Annotated in this window: 16 protein-coding genes; 15 read left to right on the top strand and 1 reads right to left on the bottom strand. The window is 56.0% G+C overall.

Translation table 11 applies throughout. The annotated features are described in order from the left end of the window. Positions 1-156: 156 nt before the first annotated feature. Positions 157-2,721 carry an ABC transporter substrate-binding protein gene (locus WCX72_RS00885; RefSeq protein WP_345970345.1) on the top strand — a complete coding sequence of 855 codons (2,565 nt, stop codon included), beginning with the start codon at positions 157-159 and terminating at the stop codon, positions 2,719-2,721. Between the two features lie 2 nt (positions 2,722-2,723). Here WCX72_RS00885 and WCX72_RS00890 read toward each other — a convergent pair whose 3' ends face one another. Beyond that, a complete protein-coding gene (locus tag WCX72_RS00890) occupies positions 2,724-2,852 on the bottom strand; it encodes a hypothetical protein (protein ID WP_345970346.1) in 129 nt (42 codons plus the stop codon). A 182-nt stretch (positions 2,853-3,034) separates the two neighbouring features. Between WCX72_RS00890 and WCX72_RS00895 the strand changes: the two genes are divergently transcribed. The 14 genes from WCX72_RS00895 to rpsI all read left to right on the top strand — a co-directional run bounded on the left by WCX72_RS00895 (position 3,035) and on the right by rpsI (position 16,858). Beyond that, complete coding sequence (locus tag WCX72_RS00895) at positions 3,035-3,586, top strand: DUF507 family protein (protein WP_345970347.1); 552 nt, start codon at positions 3,035-3,037, stop codon at positions 3,584-3,586. Next, positions 3,583-4,710 carry a glutamine-hydrolyzing carbamoyl-phosphate synthase small subunit gene (carA, locus tag WCX72_RS00900; protein ID WP_345970348.1) on the top strand — a complete coding sequence of 376 codons (1,128 nt, stop codon included), beginning with the start codon at positions 3,583-3,585 and terminating at the stop codon, positions 4,708-4,710. The genes WCX72_RS00895 and carA overlap by 4 nt, the downstream gene beginning before the upstream one ends. Positions 4,711-4,960: 250 nt before the next feature. Further along, positions 4,961-5,734 (top strand): sulfite exporter TauE/SafE family protein, encoded by a 774-nt coding sequence (locus tag WCX72_RS00905; RefSeq protein ID WP_345970349.1) that lies wholly within the window; start codon positions 4,961-4,963, stop codon positions 5,732-5,734. A gap of 223 nt (positions 5,735-5,957) precedes the next feature. Next, positions 5,958-7,436: a cytochrome-c oxidase, cbb3-type subunit I gene (gene ccoN / locus WCX72_RS00910; protein ID WP_345970350.1), complete on the top strand. Its 1,479-nt coding sequence runs from the start codon at positions 5,958-5,960 to the stop codon at positions 7,434-7,436. Positions 7,437-7,453: 17 nt separating this feature from the next. Continuing rightward, complete coding sequence (ccoO, locus tag WCX72_RS00915) at positions 7,454-8,146, top strand: cytochrome-c oxidase, cbb3-type subunit II (RefSeq protein WP_345970351.1); 693 nt, start codon at positions 7,454-7,456, stop codon at positions 8,144-8,146. Positions 8,147-8,157: 11 nt separating this feature from the next. Next, the gene (locus tag WCX72_RS00920) at positions 8,158-8,373 is read left to right on the top strand and encodes a cytochrome c oxidase, cbb3-type, CcoQ subunit (protein ID WP_231019724.1); all 216 of its coding nucleotides are present in this window, start codon (positions 8,158-8,160) and stop codon (positions 8,371-8,373) included. Continuing rightward, positions 8,374-9,291, top strand: coding sequence for a c-type cytochrome (locus tag WCX72_RS00925; RefSeq protein WP_345970352.1), 918 nt, complete (start codon positions 8,374-8,376; stop codon positions 9,289-9,291). Positions 9,292-9,301: 10 nt separating this feature from the next. Next, positions 9,302-9,514 carry a DUF4006 family protein gene (locus WCX72_RS00930; RefSeq protein ID WP_231019726.1) on the top strand — a complete coding sequence of 71 codons (213 nt, stop codon included), beginning with the start codon at positions 9,302-9,304 and terminating at the stop codon, positions 9,512-9,514. A 124-nt stretch (positions 9,515-9,638) separates the two neighbouring features. Further along, positions 9,639-10,340, top strand: coding sequence for a 3-dehydroquinate dehydratase (locus WCX72_RS00935; RefSeq protein WP_345970353.1), 702 nt, complete (start codon positions 9,639-9,641; stop codon positions 10,338-10,340). Next, on the top strand, positions 10,330-10,836 hold the full coding sequence (locus WCX72_RS00940; RefSeq protein ID WP_345970354.1) for a FixH family protein: 507 nt from the start codon (positions 10,330-10,332) through the stop codon (positions 10,834-10,836). Before WCX72_RS00935 ends, WCX72_RS00940 begins: the two co-directional genes overlap by 11 nt. Before the next feature lie 66 nt (positions 10,837-10,902). After that, entirely contained in the window at positions 10,903-13,239 is a 2,337-nt protein-coding gene (locus WCX72_RS00945) for a PD-(D/E)XK nuclease family protein (protein WP_345970355.1), read from the top strand. Continuing rightward, entirely contained in the window at positions 13,236-15,950 is a 2,715-nt protein-coding gene (locus WCX72_RS00950) for a RecB-like helicase (RefSeq protein ID WP_345970356.1), read from the top strand. Before WCX72_RS00945 ends, WCX72_RS00950 begins: the two co-directional genes overlap by 4 nt. An 83-nt stretch (positions 15,951-16,033) precedes the next feature. Beyond that, entirely contained in the window at positions 16,034-16,456 is a 423-nt protein-coding gene (rplM, locus tag WCX72_RS00955; protein ID WP_231019735.1) for a 50S ribosomal protein L13, read from the top strand. A 12-nt stretch (positions 16,457-16,468) separates the two neighbouring features. Continuing rightward, positions 16,469-16,858: a 30S ribosomal protein S9 gene (gene rpsI / locus WCX72_RS00960; RefSeq protein ID WP_231019738.1), complete on the top strand. Its 390-nt coding sequence runs from the start codon at positions 16,469-16,471 to the stop codon at positions 16,856-16,858. Positions 16,859-17,009 lie beyond the last annotated feature (151 nt).

A 17,009-nucleotide genomic window follows, 5' to 3' on the forward strand; every position in this document is an offset into this window, starting at 1 on the left:
TTTTTTCTGCTTATTTTATCGCAGAGGAGCATAAAAGCGGATGAGATATGACGGCCAGCTTTTTCACCTAAAAGACGCTTTTTGAAACAAAATCACAAATAGCCATACACTATTCTAAACATTGACCTGTTAAAATTGTTGAAAAAAAGGTAATGCATGCGCCTTCGTGCGGTTTTGCTGGTGTTCCTGTTCTTGTCGCTGTCGCTGCGGGCGCATGAAGCGCGCAATGAGCACGTCGTGCTGCAGCTGCAGTGGCTGCCCCAGTTCCAGTTTGCCGGATACTATGTTGCCAAGGAAAAAGGGTTTTATGCCGACGCCGGCCTCGACGTCGAGATCCGCGTCATGAAACCGGAAACGGATGTGGAGCAGGAGGTGCTGAGCGGCCGGGCGCAGTATGGGACGGGAAGGACATCGCTCCTGGTCAAGTATGAGAGCGGTGCACCGCTTGTAGCGATGGCGGCCATTTTCCAAAGTTCGCCGATGATGCTTCTGGTGCGGGAGGATTCGGGCATCCGTACGATCAAGGACCTGCGCGGCAAGCGGGTAATGATGACCAGCGATGTCCAGACGGCGGCATCGGTCCAGGCGATGCTTCGCAATGCAGGCATGAAGGAAGAGGACCTCGTGCTCATTGACCATACCTTTGACCCGTTGTCGCTCGAGCAGAATGAAACGGATGCGATGGCGGCGTACTCCTCCAATGAGCCCTATGTCCTTGCGCAGCGCGGTATCAAGACCTTCGCGATCGATCCGAAAGTTTCGGGATTTGATTTTTACAACGACATTCTTTTCACCTCCCAGGCGGAACTGAAGCAGTATCCCGAACGCGTCAAACGCTTTTATGAGGCGAGTTTGAAAGGGTGGCGCTACGCCTTCGCCCATATCGATGAGACGGGGGAGATGCTTTTCGAGAAATACAACATTCAGCATAAAAGCCTTGATGCGCTGCGTTTCGAAGGGGAAGCCCTCAAGACGTACGCCCTGAAAGACGATACGCCGCTGGGGGATCTGAGCATCGAGCGCCTCAAAGCGATCTATCAGGCGTATATGCTGCTGGGGTACATTAAGGGCAGCCGGGATATCGGCGCCTTCGTCTATCACCCGGAGCGGCTGCGGCTTACGGCAGAGGAACAGGCGTGGCTCGGGCAGCATCCCATCCTCCGCGTCGGCGTGGACCCGGTGTGGCCGCCGATCGAGTTCATGTCGCGAAAGGGGGTGTACGGCGGGGTCTCTTACGGGTTTATGCGGCGTGTCGCGGAAAAACTGGGGGTGCGCATCGAAGCGGCGCCGAAAAAAAGCTGGCAGGAGGTCGACGAGGCGCTGAATGCGCGGGAGCTGGATGTCGCCGCCGCCATCATGGCCGTGCCGGAGCGGCACGCCTATATGAACTTTACCCGCCCCTACCTGACCCTGCCGATGGTGATCATCGGCGGCGAATCGTTCCAGTATGTCGGGGATCTGACGGTACTGAAGGGTAAGCGCGTTGCCGTGGTGAAGGATGATGCAGCCGATATCTTTTTAAAGCGCGATTTCCCACAGATCCAGCGGATCCAGACGAAAAATCTTCCCGACGCACTGCGGATGGTCGCCTTCGGACGGGCCGATGTCGCGGTGGATGCGCTGGCCGTCGCCAGCTACGTGATCGCGAAGGAGGGGTTGAACAACCTGCGTATCGTCGGACAGACGCCCTACGACTACGAGATCGCGATGGGTATCCGCAGCGACTGGCCCGAACTGCAGGCGCTGATGCAGCGCGCCATTGACAGTATCGGGGACGAGGAGCGCGAGGCGATTTACCGCCAGTGGGTACCGACGGTCTACAAACACCAGTTTGATTACGCCCTGCTGTGGAAGATACTGGGGGTCCTGGCCGTGATCGCGCTGCTGTTCGGCTACAAGTACATCCGTCTCGATGAACTTGTAAGACGCCGTACCCGTGAACTGACGGAGCTCAATGCCACGCTGAATGAGCGGGTCGAAGAGGCGGTGGGCGAAAACCGGGACAAAGAGCGGTTGATGATACAGCAGGCGAAAATGGCGACCATAGGGGAGATGATCGAATCCATCGCCCACCAGTGGCGTCAGCCGCTCAATGTCATGGGAATAGGCATTGCCAACCTCGACCTCAAACGCCAGCTGGGAAAGGTCGACGACGAGGAGGTCGACAGGCTGATCGATATCGTGCACCGCCAGGTGGACTACATGTCCCAGACCATCGACGACTTCCGCAATTTTTTCAAAAAAGACAAACAGCTCGAAACAGTCCGGCTGCGACCCCTGGTCGATGAGGTGCTCGGGCTGGTGATCCCCGCGTTGGAGCAGAAGAAGATCGACGTGGAGGTTAATGTGCCGGAGCGGATCGAAGCGGAACTCTACCCCAACGAACTCAAGCAGGTGATCCTCAACCTTGTCAGCAACGCCAAAGACGTGCTCCTGCAGCACGGGCCCGAAGCGAAAAAGATCAGGATCACGGGAGAAGAGAGGAACGGGGATGTCCTGCTCTTTATCGCGGACAACGGCGGCGGCGTGCCGGAGGAGATCATGGAGAAGATCTTCGACCCCTATTTTACGACCAAGTTCGAGTCGCAGGGGACGGGGATAGGGCTCTATATGTCGAAAATCATTACGGAGAAAAACCTCAAAGGGCAGATTGCGGTCGAAAACAGGGACGGCGGCGCGGAGTTCGTCATCCGGTTGCCCAAAAGGCAGAAGAGGGCGTAACCCTAGCGGCGTCTGCAGTCGCCGTCAACCATCCAGGCAGTCGATGCTGCTCGACAGAGGCGTTTGAGCTTGGCCTGTTCGGCGGGCGTAAGGTTGCGTTCGGTGTCATCGTTTTTGTGACTGTAAATCATGGACTCTCCTTTATGCATGCAGGGTGCTGTGCACCCAAAGGACATCATAGTGCAGTCGCGTTAATGCGGCGTAACGGGAACGTCGCGCGTTCTAACCTCATTGTAATCGAATACCCGCTAAAATAGCGAAAAAATCTGGGTGCACGTTCCTGTGAAACGGGGCGCCCGCAAGGGTATGGGCTATGAAAGTGACACTCGCGCAGATACCGCATCTCGCCAACCGCGTCGCCGTCGAGCTGGCACGCAGCGGACTGGTGACGATGACGCAGGGGATGGACCCTATTGTCGCCGAAGCGAAAAAGATACTTGAAGAGAGCGTAAAGCAGGAAGCAGCCCTCGAAGCGCGCGTCAAGGAGATCGTCAACGACAACGAGGACGAGATCGACTTTTACCAGGCGGATGACCGCCAGCTCTTCTTTATGATCAAGAAGAAGCTTGCACCCGAATACGGGGTCATCCTCTCCTATGAAGACCGCTTTTCGGACCTGGCACACAAGATCCTCGATGCGATCTACGAAGAAGACCTGATGAACTACGACGTCAGCGAAAACCGGCTCAAGAACATCATCTATGACGCGATCACTTCCTTTATCGCGGACAACGACGAGATCGAGCGCGCGGTGAACGAGAAGATGAAGTCGTTCCAGAAACAGCTCATCCCGGGCACGGATGAGTATGAACTGCGGTTTGAAAAACTCTACCGCGAAGAGCTGACCCGGAGGGGGCTTGTATGAAAACAGCATGGATCTATCTTGAGAACGGCACCTATTTCGAAGCAATGAGCTTCGGCGCCGAGACGACGGCGGTCGGCGAAATCGTCTTCAATACGTCGATGAGCGGCTACCAGGAGATCGCGACGGACCCCTCCTACGCCGGACAGTTCGTCACCTTCACGATGCCCGAGATCGGCAACGTCGGTGCGAATGCCGAAGATATGGAGAGCACGGCAGCCCATGCAAAAGGGATCATCGTACGCCAGTACCAGCCGCGCTACTCCAACTTCCGCGCCGAGGAGTCACTCGATGCGCTGTTGAAGCGCCACGGCGTCATGGGCATCTGCGATATCGACACCCGCTACCTCACGAAGATGCTGCGTACCGAAGGGGCGATGATGATGGTCGCCTCCACCGAGATCAGCGACAAGGCCGAACTCAAGAAGGTGCTGGAGAACTCCCCGCGCATCGAAGAGGTGAACTACATCGAGCAGGTCAGCACCAAAGAGGCCTACAAGCATACGAACGGCACCTATGACGCGGTTAATTTCCGCTACAACGACGCCCCCGAAACACAGGCGCGCATCGTCGCGATGGACTTCGGCGTCAAGCGCAACATCCTCAATGAACTGACCCAGGCGGGGATGGCCGTCGAAGTCGTGCCCAATGCAACCTCTGCCGAGACGCTGATCGCGCGCTACGAGGCCAAAGAGATCGACGGCGTTTTCCTCTCCAACGGGCCGGGGGATCCGCTGGTATTGAAAAAGGAGCAGGAGACGATCAAGCAGCTGATCGCGCACAAAGTGCCGATGTTCGGGATCTGCCTCGGGCATCAGCTGCTCTCCATCTCCCACGGTTATGACACCTTCAAGCTCCGGTTCGGCCACCACGGCGGCAACCACCCGGTGAAAAACGTCAAAACGGGCATGGTCGAGATCACGGCGCAGAACCATAACTATAACGTGCCCGAAAACATCACCGAGATCGCTTCGGTGACGCATACGAACCTCTTTGACAGCACGATCGAGGGGCTGCGCTACAACGACGCTCCGATCTTTTCGGTGCAGCACCACCCCGAAGCGAGCCCGGGACCGAAAGACAGCGAATACGTCTTCGGCGAATTCCTCGCGCTGATGCAGCGCTGATTTAATATTCCGGTAACGCATCTGGGTTATACTCAGATACAACAGGATTTGAACAAGGCAAAAAGCACCAAAACAAGGGAACCGCTCGCGTAGCGATGTTTCTTTAGGGGGTGCGCGGGCACCATAGAGGTACTTCTTCCGGTCGCCTGCTGCCGAAGCATGTAGCGGAGCGAAATTCCGCAGCGTAGCGAGGACAGACAAAACCAAGCGTGAGCAAAAGGGCTTTGCTCCTTTGCCGTATGGAGTGACAGTGACATCAATCGAGTGGACGGCTATTATCACCTTCGCCCTGCTGGGCTCTATCGGCCACTGCATCGGCATGTGCGGCGGCTTTATCGTTACCTACACAACCGCAAAGATCAAACCCCGCTTCTCCAAGACCCAGAGCGCTTTTTACCACTTCCTCTATAATATCGGGCGTATTACGACCTATACGCTCTTCGGTGCGCTGTTCGGGTATTTCGGATCGTTCTGGGACGTCAGCCCCCTGACGCGCTCCATCATGTATGCTGTGGCGGGGGTAATGATGATCCTGATGGGACTCTCTTTTGCCGGAAAGCTTAAATTTCTGACCTCCATCGAAGTGCCGATTACGAACTACAGCTGGTTCAAGCGGGTCTTTACGGCGCAGCTGACGTCGGCCATGCCAATGAGTTTCTATATTCTGGGGATTCTGAACGGCCTCTTCCCCTGCGGCCTGGTCTACACGATGCTCGTGACGGCGACAACGACGCAGTCGGCACTCTACGGCGCGGCGGTGATGGCGATCTTCGGGCTCTTTACGATCCCGACGCTCTTCTCCTTCGCCTACGTCGTCGGCTTCTTCTCCCAGACGAAATTCCGTAGCGTCATGATCCAGCTCGCCGCCGTGACGGTCATCGCGTTCGGCGGCTGGACACTGATGAAAGCATACCTGCAGTTCGAGACGTGGTACAATGCACCGGATAATGGTCTGCATAACGGGATTTCGCGGGGCGACACCCCTCCTCAGCGCCTTGAAATGATAATCAAAACTATAAGCTGATACGATTTTACCCATGAAGATGAAATTAAACTTAAAAATTTAGTTAAACTATCAATATCTCTCACATTTTAAAAAATTTAAGATTCATTAAATATTTCCGCTGTTAATATGATGGGGTCAAATAGTCTCGGAAAGGGAGCATCTGCAAAGCCGTAAGCGTGCTTTTGGTTTTGCAGGTGCCCGTCCGGGACCTTTTACGCTTTGAAATCTAAGGAGGCTTGTAATGGAAAATCGTCCATTGGAGTACGACTATACAATTGCCAAATTGTGGATGTTTATGACAATTGTATTGGGTATTGTCGGAATGCTGATCGGTGTCATCTTGGCATGGGAACTGGCATTTCCGAGTGTGAACCTGATTGCCGGGGAAGGGCTGGCTGAGTTTACGAACTTCAGCCGTCTGCGCCCGCTGCATACAGATGCAGTCATTTTCGGGTTTACGGTTAGCGGTATCATGGCGACGTGGTTCTACGTCGGCCAGCGTGTACTGAAGGTGTCTATGGCAGAATCGAAGTTCTTGATGGTAACAGCAAAACTTCAGTTCGCCCTCTATCTTCTCGCGGTCGTTGCGATCGTCGGTTCACTGCTTTTGGGAATCACGACGTCAAAAGAGTATGCAGAGTTTGAATGGCCGATCGACATTCTGATCGTTGTTATCTGGGTTCTGTTCGGTATTCAGATCTTCGGTCTCATCGGTATCCGCCGTGAGAAATCACTTTATATCTCTGTCTGGTACTACATCGCAACTTTCCTCGGTATCGCTATGCTTTACCTCTTCAACAATATGGAAGTTCCGACAGCGCTGGTCTCCGGTGCGGGTGCATGGTACCACTCTGTTTCCATGTATGCTGGTACGAATGACGCTCTTGTTCAGTGGTGGTACGGTCACAACGCCGTTGCCTTCGGGTTCACGGTTCCTATCGTTGCAATGATCTACTACTTCCTCCCGAAAGAGTCCGGCCAGGCGGTTTATTCCTATAAGCTCTCCCTGCTCGCATTCTGGGGTCTGATGTTCGTTTACCTCTGGGCCGGCGGTCACCACCTGCTCTTCTCTACGGTACCTGACTGGATGCAGACAATGGGTTCTGTCTTCTCTGTCGTCCTGATTCTGCCGTCTTGGGGTTCTGCGATCAACATGCTGCTTACTATGAAAGGTGAGTGGAACCAGGTTGCGACCAACCCGCTGATTAAGTTCATGGTTCTTGCGTCTACGTTCTACATGTTCTCTACGCTCGAAGGTCCGATCCAGGCGATCAAATCTGTTAACGCACTGGCGCACTTTACTGACTGGATTGTCGGTCACGTACACGACGGTGTTCTTGGTTGGGTCTCCTTCATGATCATTGCAGCACTCCTGCACATGGCACCGCGTGTTTATAAGCGCGAGATCTACTCCAAGTCTCTGATGAACACGCAGTTCTGGATCCAGACACTGGGTGTTGTCCTGTACTTTACTTCTATGTGGATTGCGGGTATTACGCAGGGTATGATGTGGCGTGCACACGATGAGTTCGGTAACCTCGCTTACTCTTTCATCGATACCGTTACAGTCCTGCACCCGTACTACACGATCCGTGCTGTAGGTGGTACACTCTACTTCCTCGGTATGTTCATGTGGGCATGGAATATGTACAAAACTGCGACTGCCGGCCGCCGTGTTGAAGAGAGCGAACTGCAAAGCGCTTCGCCGATGGCAGCGTAAGAAAGAAGGAGGGAAATATGTTTCACTGGTTAGAAAAGCATCCGTTCTTTTTTGCGGTAGCCGTTTTTGTCACAATTGCGTTTGCAGGTCTCATTGAGAATCTGCCGAACTTTGCGGAGGCTTCCCAGCCGACGATCGGTACGAAACCGTACTCGACGTTGGAATTGGCAGGCCGCCATGTTTATATCAAGAACAGCTGTAATGCATGTCACTCTCAGCTGATTCGTCCGTTTAAATCCGAGACAGACCGCTACGGTCACTACTCCCTCAGCGGTGAGTATGCGTATGACCGTCCGTTCCTCTGGGGTTCCAAACGTACCGGTCCGGACCTGATGCGTGTCGGTAACTACCGTACGACTGACTGGCACGAAAACCATATGAAAGATCCTGCAGCGATCGTTCCGGGTTCCATCATGCCGGCGTACCGCTGGATGTTCAAAAACCTGGCGGATATCGACACCGCTTATGCGGAGCAGGTCACGGTCAACAAGGTGTTCAACGTACCTTATAACAAGCCGATCCCGATGACAGACGGCGGTACGGCAACGGTCAAACTGGCCGGTTCACTTGACGGTGCGAAAGCCGATGCGCTTGCCGAGGCTAAGATGATTGCAGCAGACATGAAAGATCAGGATGTCAAAGATATGGTCGCCAACGGCCAGGTTCCTGAAATTGTTGCGCTGATTGCATATCTGAACAGCCTGAAGTAAGGACGTAGCGCGTGGATGTCAACACCTTTTCGGCGTATGCCTACTTCTTCTTTACGGTGTTCCTGGTGGTGGTGCTATATAGCTACATCTACCACCTCTATAGCAGCGAAAAGAAAGGGCGTCGCAACTACGAGAAGTATGGTGATATGGCGCTCAATGACGATATTACCGATAATCCGGTAGAAAGCGTCTCGGAAAACGAAGAGACGAAAAAAGAGGAGGCATAAATGAATAAGCTGTATATTTTAGGTGCCCTGTTCATTGTGATCCTGCTGGGAATCACATGGCAGATGGCCGGGGGCATTCTCGGCGGCAAGGACTATATGGGTGCACTGGCGCTTCTGGGTGCGGCAGCAACGGCGATCATCGCGGTTGTTGTGGTTACCAAGTACATTCGCCAAATGCAGATGGACACCGCTTCTGGTGAACTGGCAGAAGAGAACTGGGACGGCATCGGCGAGTACAAGAACGAACTGCCGTTCGGCTGGGCGATCATCTTCGCCGGCCTGGTCATCTGGGCGGTCTGGTACTTTGTTGCCGGCTACCCGGTCAACGCCTATTCACAGATTGGTGAATACAATGAAGAAGTGGCAACGCATGACGCGGAATTCAACGCGAAATACGCTGACATGGACGCTGATACAAAAGTTGAGATGGGGAACTCGGTCTTTATCGTTCAGTGTGCTCCGTGTCACGGTCTCGCGGCAGACGGTATCGACGGCAAAGCGGCGAACCTGAACCAGCGTCTTGAAGTCACTACGGTCAAATACGTTATCGAGAACGGTTCTAACAACCAACTGCTCGGTACGGAAATGCCGATGCCGGATCGCAACGGCCTGTTCAATGCGAACACGGGTGCGCTGATCACGGATGCGGAGATCGACACGGTTTCCAAATACGTTGCTAACGGCATGAAAGGCGCTGGCGCTGATATCTTTGCCGGTGCATGTGCGGCATGCCACGGTGCGGACGGTATGGGTCAGCCTTACGTTGCGCCGAGCGTTGCAGCATTTACACCGGAACTGGTTGTCAATGTTCTGAACCACGGTAAGAAGGGTGCGATCGGTGCAATGCCGGCCTTTGCCAACCTGACCGACATTCAGAAAGAAGCGCTGGGTGCATACGTTACCAGCCTGAGCAAATAAGGAGCGAGAAATGGAGAATACAAATAGAGGTGTTTTCGCGCTTGACGGCGTCACCGGTATGCTCATCGCAACGGTCCTGCTCCTGGGCATCCTGGTCTATCTTACGATGATGGCACTAGGCGCACAGCAGGCCAACGCGGACAAGTTCTACAAAATCGAGAACGAGAAGTCGATCCAGATGATCAACAAAGATAACGCGGCAAAACGCGTTTTGGTTAACTAAGAGGAGGGGTAAATGAAAATTGATATGAACTTTATCATCACGGCGCTGCTGGTTGTCAGCGCTGCCGTTACCCTTTGGGCGGTACTGACACCGAACCACCTTTTCGTCGGTTAAGGAAACTTAATTGACCTTTCCAAGAGGGCTGGCGGCCCTCATCCTCACGCTAATCACTTCCCTGAGTCTCCATGCGAATTTTTTATATAAAGACGATGTCGTCCACAACGATCTTTTTGCCAAGCAGATTGAAGCCTATGGTGACGAGCTCTACGCGAAAACCGGTATAGCGCTCTATCTGGTCATGTTGCACGATCTGGAGGAAAACCAGACGATTGCCGATCTGAAAAACATACTTGCTGACGAGCTTCAGGAGCCGTTTGTTGTTTTGGCTTTTGTTGAAGAGCGTAAAGATGTCGAGATTTTCGCACAACCGTCGTCATTATATAAGGATTTCAACCGCAAGCAGGTTCTCAGCCCCAACGCGACATTCGCAGATGCGCTGATCAGTGCCGTGATGTTCGCCCGCAGCTGGGAAAATTACAATGAAATCATGGACAACTACGGCGGTACGATCCTGCCGATTCTTGGCCAGAAAACGAAAGGCGTGGATACGGTCAAAAAGTACTCCGTCGCGATGTACAACGGCTATGCGGATATCGCAGACCAGATCGCCGAGACCCGCAACGTAGAGCTTAGTACTTCCGCAGGAAACGAAGGTAAGATATTTCTTGATCTTTTGCGTTTAGTCTTTTATGGCATCATTCTGTACGCACTTATAATCTTTATAAGAAACAAGATGAGAAAAAGGAAACAGACTGATGAGCAGTAACCCCGGGAGAAAATGGCCTTGGATCGTTGTCGGAGGCATTATGTGTGTCGTGGGACTGAGCTACTGGACGGTGAAGAAAGCGCTTGACAATCCGGTACAGTTGAGCGATCTCGATATGCAGGACTACCGTCACTTTGAACATGATGCCAATGCGATCATCCGCAACAAAATCGCCTTTGACAAGAAGTATGAACTCACCTATGTGACGGAGACATTCAAAGCCGACGGCGCTGTCGTCAAGTTCAAGCTGCTGACACGCGACGGGACGCCCGTGGATGACGCGAATGTCACGCTGCGTCTGACCCGTCCGGGCACCCATGAGTATGACATGACCGTTGCCATGGGGACGGTCGAGGGCGGCATCTACACCTTCGAGACGGTCACGCTGCCCAAAGAGGGGCGTTGGGACATCCTCGCCCAGGTCAATATCGGTGACGACAAGCGTTACCTGAACCTCAAAGCCGATACCCGCTACCCCAACGTCTTCGAATACTGACACCGGGTCATCTTTTCCCCTTTTTCAGAACGGTAGCGCTATACTCCTCTTTAAAAAGGGGAGCCTGTGACGACGGTACTGCCGACATCCCGCGCCATCAGGGAACAGCTGCTGGAGCTGCGCTCCCAGAACACCCTTTTGCAGCGTTTCATGACGATGGGCGAACTGATGTCGAGAGCGGTCGTCGTCGACGGTTTCGGGAACGTCGATCCGGACACCCGGACCCTGACGCTGCTTGAAGCCGCGGACTTCGACGCCTTCTCCGAACTCAAAATCGAGCGCAACTTCTTTACCTTCACCCGTAACGCCGCCTACCTTTTCCGCTTTTTCGAAGAGCTCTCCGGGGAACTTGTCGATATCGACGCCCTTGACAGCGCGGACACCTACGGGGATTTCGCCGAACATATCGCCATCCTGAAACTGTTGCGCGAGCGCTATCGGCTGCTCTGCTTCGAGCGCAAGATCCTCGACCGCATCTTCGTGCCGGAGCTCTACCGGCTGAACCGTTCGTGGGTAGCGGCGCAGGGTGCCATGGCGGTGCTTGCCGAGGGGTATTTGACGAATTTCGAGCTGCAACTCCTGCGGGAGATCGCCGCGCTGGTGCCGCTGACGCTGCGTTTTGATGCGACGCCCTATAACGGGAAAATGCAGCAGAAGCTCGCCGAGCTCGGCGTGGAGACGGCGGAGGGCCACCAGTATCTGATCGATCTCGCTTCCCTGTCGATCGTGGAGACGGTGCCGCTGCAGCATGAGGCGAGGATCAAGGCAATGCCGCTCTCCGAGCGGATTCTGCAGTCGGCTTTTATCAAGCAGAAAGTGTACGAGATGATTTCGGAGGGGATCGTGCCGGAGCGGATCGCCGTCGTGCTGCCGGACGAGGGGTTTGTCCCTTTGCTGCGGGGTTTCGATGCGGAAGGGAATTTCAACTTCGCGATGGGCGAGGGGGTACAGGAGAGCCTCTTCGTGCGGCGCTGCGAGGCGCTGATGGCCTTTGCCGAACACCCCGGCGTCGAGAACACGATGCGGCTCGAGCGGCTTTTCGGGGAGGGGTACCGCGCCATGATCTCACTGTATGCCGAAGGGTGCGATAGCGACCGCTTCACGGAGGTGACCGAGGCGCTGCTCGAGGGCGAATCAGACACGGTCGGCGGCATCGTGCGCGAAGAGCGTTTCTATTTCGAGCGGCTGATCCCGCAGCTGGGGGAGAGTTCGCTGCGCTCGCTGTTGCACCTCTTTATCAACCGGCTGCGGGGCAGGAGCCTGGACGACGTACGCGGGGGGAAGGTGACCGTGATGGGCGTGCTGGAAACGAGGGGCTGCCGATTCGACGGGGTGATCATCGTCGATTTTAATGACGCCTACGTGCCCCACCGCAGCGACAAGGATCTCTTCATCAACTCCCTGGTGCGGGGACGGGCGGGGCTTCCGACGACGGGGGAGCGCGAAGCGCTGCAGAAACAGTTCTATTACCAACTGATCTCCCGCGCCAAACGGGTGGAGATCAGCTACGTCTCCAACGAGACGACCCTGCCGAGCCGGTTCCTCAAAGAGATGGGAATAGAGACGGAGCGCCTCTACGCGGACGATGCCTGGGCGGAGATTCTCTTCACCCGCACGCCGAAGCGTTCGCTGCCGGTCGAGGCGGTCGAAGCCGATTACGATTTTGCCGCCCGGCCGCTCTCCGCTACGGCGCTGAAAACCTTCCTGGAGTGCCGCCGCCGCTTCTACCACCGTTATGTCGCCGCGGTTGCACCCCACGAGCTGCCGCGGGAGATGCCCGAGGAGCATGCGATCGGCAATGCGCTGCACAACGCCCTGCGCGACGTCTATGCAGAGCATGAGGCTTTCAGCGATGCCAAAACGCTCAAGGCGGCTGTCGCCCAGGCCCTGGCAGCGCACAGCGGCAGCACGCCGCTGGAACGCTTTCTGGAGCAGCTGTGGCTCAAAAAGCTGGAACCGTTTTTCGAACGGGAGATCAACCGCTTCGCCGAGGTGCGCGTCAAGGCGTGCGAGACGAAACTGACGATGGAATACGGCGGGCTGACGCTTGAAGGGCGGATCGACCGTATCGACCACGGGCCGGAGGGGTTGGAGGTGCTCGACTATAAAAGCGGGAAGTACCCCCTCTATACGGTCAAAACCGTCGAGAATGCAACGGATTTCCAACTGGAGTTCTATGCCCTGCTGTCCGAGCAGCAGGGCGAGGTCGCCTACGCGGGGTACTATGACCTGAACAGCGGGGAGATCATCTGTGACCCGTTGCACGGCCGCAAGCGCGAACTGCTTCATGAGCACCTGGCGGAGCTCCGGGAGACGAAACGCTTCAGTTTCGATATGACCGACGAGCTCTCCGCCTGCCGCTTTTGCGACTATGCCCATCTTTGCCAAAGGGAGATGCAGTGAGCGGTTTTTTTCCTTTCCAGGCCCTGATGGCCAGTGCCGGCAGCGGGAAGACCTTCAGCCTTGTTGTGCGCTACCTCAGCCTCCTCTTTATGGGGGAGAGCCCCGACGAGATCGTTGCACTGACTTTTACGAACAAGGCGGCCAACGAGATGCAGGAGCGTCTGATCGAGGCGCTGACGCATTTGCACGAGCGCGATGAACTGAAAGAGATCGCGGCGCTCTGCGGCGCGGACGAGACGGCAATCCTGCAGCGGCGTCCCGAGGTATTGAAGCGGCTCCTGGCCGCCGACACAAAGGTGATGACGATTGACAGTTTCTTCGCGCGGATTCTGCGGAAATTCGCCCTGCACGCGGGGATCATGCCGAACTTCGGCACCTTCGAGGCGCAGCATGAACTGAAGGTGATGGCGCGTTTTCTGAAACTCTGCGAGATCGAGGGGAAGGAGAGTACCCTCGTCGCGATGGCACAGATTAGCGCAAAACGGGTCAGCGATATCTTCGGCCTCCTCGACGCCCTTTACGCCAAGGCGCCGCAGCTGCGACACCTACAGTTCGAGGCGGCGGCGATGGCTCCGCACGAGGCGCGGGCGATGGCGCTGCATGCGCAGCTGGTCGCACGGTTTGAGGGCAAGTCGCTGAGCGACCGGGGGCGCAAGGCGCTGGAGGCGGAGAGCGTCGAGGCGCTGATCGGCAAAACCTGGACGGCCAAAGCGTCCTTGGAGTACTGGGACTTCAAAAAGCACTATGATCCGCAGATGGACGTGCTGCTTCGGCAGCTGCAGGGGGCGCTTCGGGGCTATATGCAGGCCAAAGAGCAGACCTTCTTCGCCCATCTCTTTGAACTGCTCGATCTCTATAAGAGTGCGAAGCTCACCGTGGCCAAAGAGGACAATGAGCTCAGCTTCGACGACATCACGGCCCTGGTCTACTACCTGCTTGGGGAACGCATCGACCGGGAGTTCCTCTATTTCCGCCTTGACAGCCACATCTCCCACCTGCTGCTCGACGAGTTTCAGGACACCTCTGTCTTGCAGTTTGAGATTTTGCAGCCGCTCGTGGAGGAGATGGTCTCGGGCAGCGGGGTGCGCGAACACCACTCCTTCTTTCTCGTCGGGGACGTCAAGCAGTCCATTTACCGTTTTCGCGGCGGTACCAAGGAGCTGTTCGGGGCGGTGACGGAGCGCTACGGACTCACGGTCGACTCGCTACGGACGAACTGGCGCAGCAGCGTGAACGTCGTCACCTTCGTCAACGACACCTTCCGCGGTCGCATCGACGGCTACGAGGATCAGCTCACCAAGCCGGGGGCACGCCCGGGCTATGTGGAGATCGTCGAGGACGAAACGCCGCTGGAGGGGATGACCGCCTTCGTCGAGCGGCTGCTGGCCCTCGGGGCCGCCCCCGGGGAGATCGCCGTACTGACGGCGACGAACAAGGACGGTGGTGCCGTACAGGAGACGCTCAATGCCCGGCAGATCGACGTCGTCACGGAAACGACCTCGCGGCTGATCGCGCAGCGGCGGGTCCGCGCGGTGATCGAATACCTCAAATACTGCTATTTCGACGCGGAGATCTACGCCCGAAACTTCTGCGCTCTGGCCGATATCGCGGTGCAGCCGCTGCCGCGCCCCATACGCGCCTTTGACGCACCGGCGGAGGCGGTACGGGAGGTGATCACCCGCTTCGGCCTCTTCGACGGGGATCTGAACATCGTCCGTTTCCTGGAGGTACTGGAGCGCTTCCGTGACCTGGAGGCCTTTTTGTTCGAGCATGAGCGCATCGATACGAAGGCCGTCACCCAGGAGCGCGAGGGGGTGCGGGTGCTGACGGTGCACAAATCGAAGGGGCTTGAGTACCCCTATGTTGTCGTGCTGGACCGGCTGGGGCGCAAAAAAGCGGACACGGCCCCGATCCTCTACGCCTACGAGGGGGTGGAGCTGCGCACGCTCTATCTGCGCCAGAGCAAACGGGCCGAGTTCGACCCCGCGTACGCCGCGGCATTGGAGCGCGAAGCCGCCCTGGCGGACGATGACGCCCTCAATGCCCTCTACGTCGCGTTTACCCGGGCCCGGGAGAACCTCTATGTCGTGCGCAAACCCAAAGAGTCGATGTTCGAGCGGCTCGGCCTCTCGTCGATGACGTTGGGAACGGAGGGCGTACTGGCCGCAGCACCGGCACTGCCGGAGGCGCCGAGGGATATCCCCTATCAAGCGCTGGCTCTCGGACGGCAGACGGAGGTCGTCACCGCCGAAAAGGCGGCTGTCGCAGAGGAGCCCTTCGCCGTCACCTTCGGGCTGGCGATGCATTACGCGCTGGAGATGATGGCCGCCTTCGAGATTGAGGACCTGGCAGCGGCGATGACTGCCGTCACCAACCGCTACGGCGCGCTGCTCGATGCCGGCGTTTTCGAGACGATCCGCGGGAGGCTGACGCGCCTGCTGGGCGATGAAACCTTCCGCCGTCTCGTCGAGGGGGAGATCGCCAGGGAGCAGCCGCTGATGTATGAGGGGGAGCTGCGCTACCTCGACCTGCTGGTGCGCCAGGAGGAGCGCTGGGTCGTTATCGATTATAAAAGCGCGCGCCGCTATGAGTCGGAGCACCGCGAGCAGGTCGGTTTTTATGTCAAGGCGGTCCGGGCGATCACGGAGATGCCGGTCGAAGGGTACCTCTGTTATGTGTTGGAAGAGGGGGTGGAGATCGTTCGGGTTTGACCCTTATACATAACTTAAATTCAGCAAATTATAAGTTTAAACGGGTATACTTTCGCACTTTTATATTCACTAAGGGTCGCAAGATGAAATTTACGAAAATTGCATCGCCTGAGCAGATCGAGCGCAACTGGGTGCTGATCGACGCTGAAGGCAAAACATTCGGCCGTCTGATCACGGAAGTCGCGACGCGCCTCCGCGGTAAAGACAAGCCATATTTCACACCGAACGTTGACTGCGGCGACTTCGTCGTCATCATCAACGCTTCCAAAGCGAAGTTCAACGGTGCGGGCAAAGTCGCAAACAAAGAGTATTTCACGCACAGCGGTTACTTCGGTAGCACAAAGAGCGTCAAGATGACCGAGCTTCTCGAGAAGAACCCGGAAAAACTCTACAAGCTGGCTACACGCGGTATGCTTCCGAAAACGAAGCTCGGCCGTGCAATGCTGAAAAAACTCAAAGTCTATGCAGGCGAGGAACATCCTCACACTGCACAGATCGCTAAGTAAGGATACTGAATCATGGCAAAAACATACGCAACTGGACGCCGCAAGTCTTCCATCGCAAAAGTATGGCTGACGCCGGGTACGGGCAAGATTACCGTAAACGGTCTCTCCCTTGATGCCTGGCTGGGCGGTCTCGAAGCAAAAAAACTGCGTGTCAAGCAGCCGCTGGCAATGACGAAGCAGGACAGCTCTGTCGATATCGTCGCCACAACACTCGGCGGCGGCTTCGGCGGCCAGGCCGACGCGCTTCGCCACGGGATCTCCCGTGCCCTCGTCAAATACGACGAGACTTTCCGTGCGGTCCTCAAACCGGCGGGTATGATGACACGTGACTCCCGCGTCGTCGAACGTAAGAAACCGGGTAAACGCAAAGCACGCCGTTCACCGCAGTTCTCCAAGCGTTAACGCTTTTTTCTGCTCCCTTCGGGGCAGACTTCATCTTCCTGTACTTTCCTTCACAAAACATTCAACTTTATTTATTTTTCTTTCTTCGCCCGTTTCGTTAGAATCTGCGCACTTTTTTTTCAAGGCTTGGGTATTGAAATATCTAATAAGT

The organism is Thiomicrolovo immobilis, from assembly GCF_039645955.1.
GTDB lineage: Bacteria > Campylobacterota > Campylobacteria > Campylobacterales > Sulfurimonadaceae > Thiomicrolovo > Thiomicrolovo diazotrophicus.

Excerpts from the sequence above, each read along its gene's own strand:
- WCX72_RS00925 (WP_345970352.1), top strand. The coding sequence starts at position 8,374 with ATGAATAAGCTGTATATTTTAGGTGCCCTGTTCATTGTGATCCTGCTG.
- WCX72_RS00885 (WP_345970345.1), top strand. The coding sequence starts at position 157 with ATGCGCCTTCGTGCGGTTTTGCTGGTGTTCCTGTTCTTGTCGCTGTCG.
- carA (WP_345970348.1), top strand. The coding sequence starts at position 3,583 with ATGAAAACAGCATGGATCTATCTTGAGAACGGCACCTATTTCGAAGCA.
- WCX72_RS00930 (WP_231019726.1), top strand. The coding sequence starts at position 9,302 with ATGGAGAATACAAATAGAGGTGTTTTCGCGCTTGACGGCGTCACCGGT.
- rplM (WP_231019735.1), top strand. The coding sequence starts at position 16,034 with ATGAAATTTACGAAAATTGCATCGCCTGAGCAGATCGAGCGCAACTGG.
- WCX72_RS00940 (WP_345970354.1), top strand. The coding sequence starts at position 10,330 with ATGAGCAGTAACCCCGGGAGAAAATGGCCTTGGATCGTTGTCGGAGGC.
- rpsI (WP_231019738.1), top strand. The coding sequence starts at position 16,469 with ATGGCAAAAACATACGCAACTGGACGCCGCAAGTCTTCCATCGCAAAA.
- WCX72_RS00890 (WP_345970346.1), bottom strand. The coding sequence starts at position 2,852 with ATGATTTACAGTCACAAAAACGATGACACCGAACGCAACCTTACGCCC.
- WCX72_RS00895 (WP_345970347.1), top strand. The coding sequence starts at position 3,035 with ATGAAAGTGACACTCGCGCAGATACCGCATCTCGCCAACCGCGTCGCC.
- ccoN (WP_345970350.1), top strand. The coding sequence starts at position 5,958 with ATGGAAAATCGTCCATTGGAGTACGACTATACAATTGCCAAATTGTGG.
- ccoO (WP_345970351.1), top strand. The coding sequence starts at position 7,454 with ATGTTTCACTGGTTAGAAAAGCATCCGTTCTTTTTTGCGGTAGCCGTT.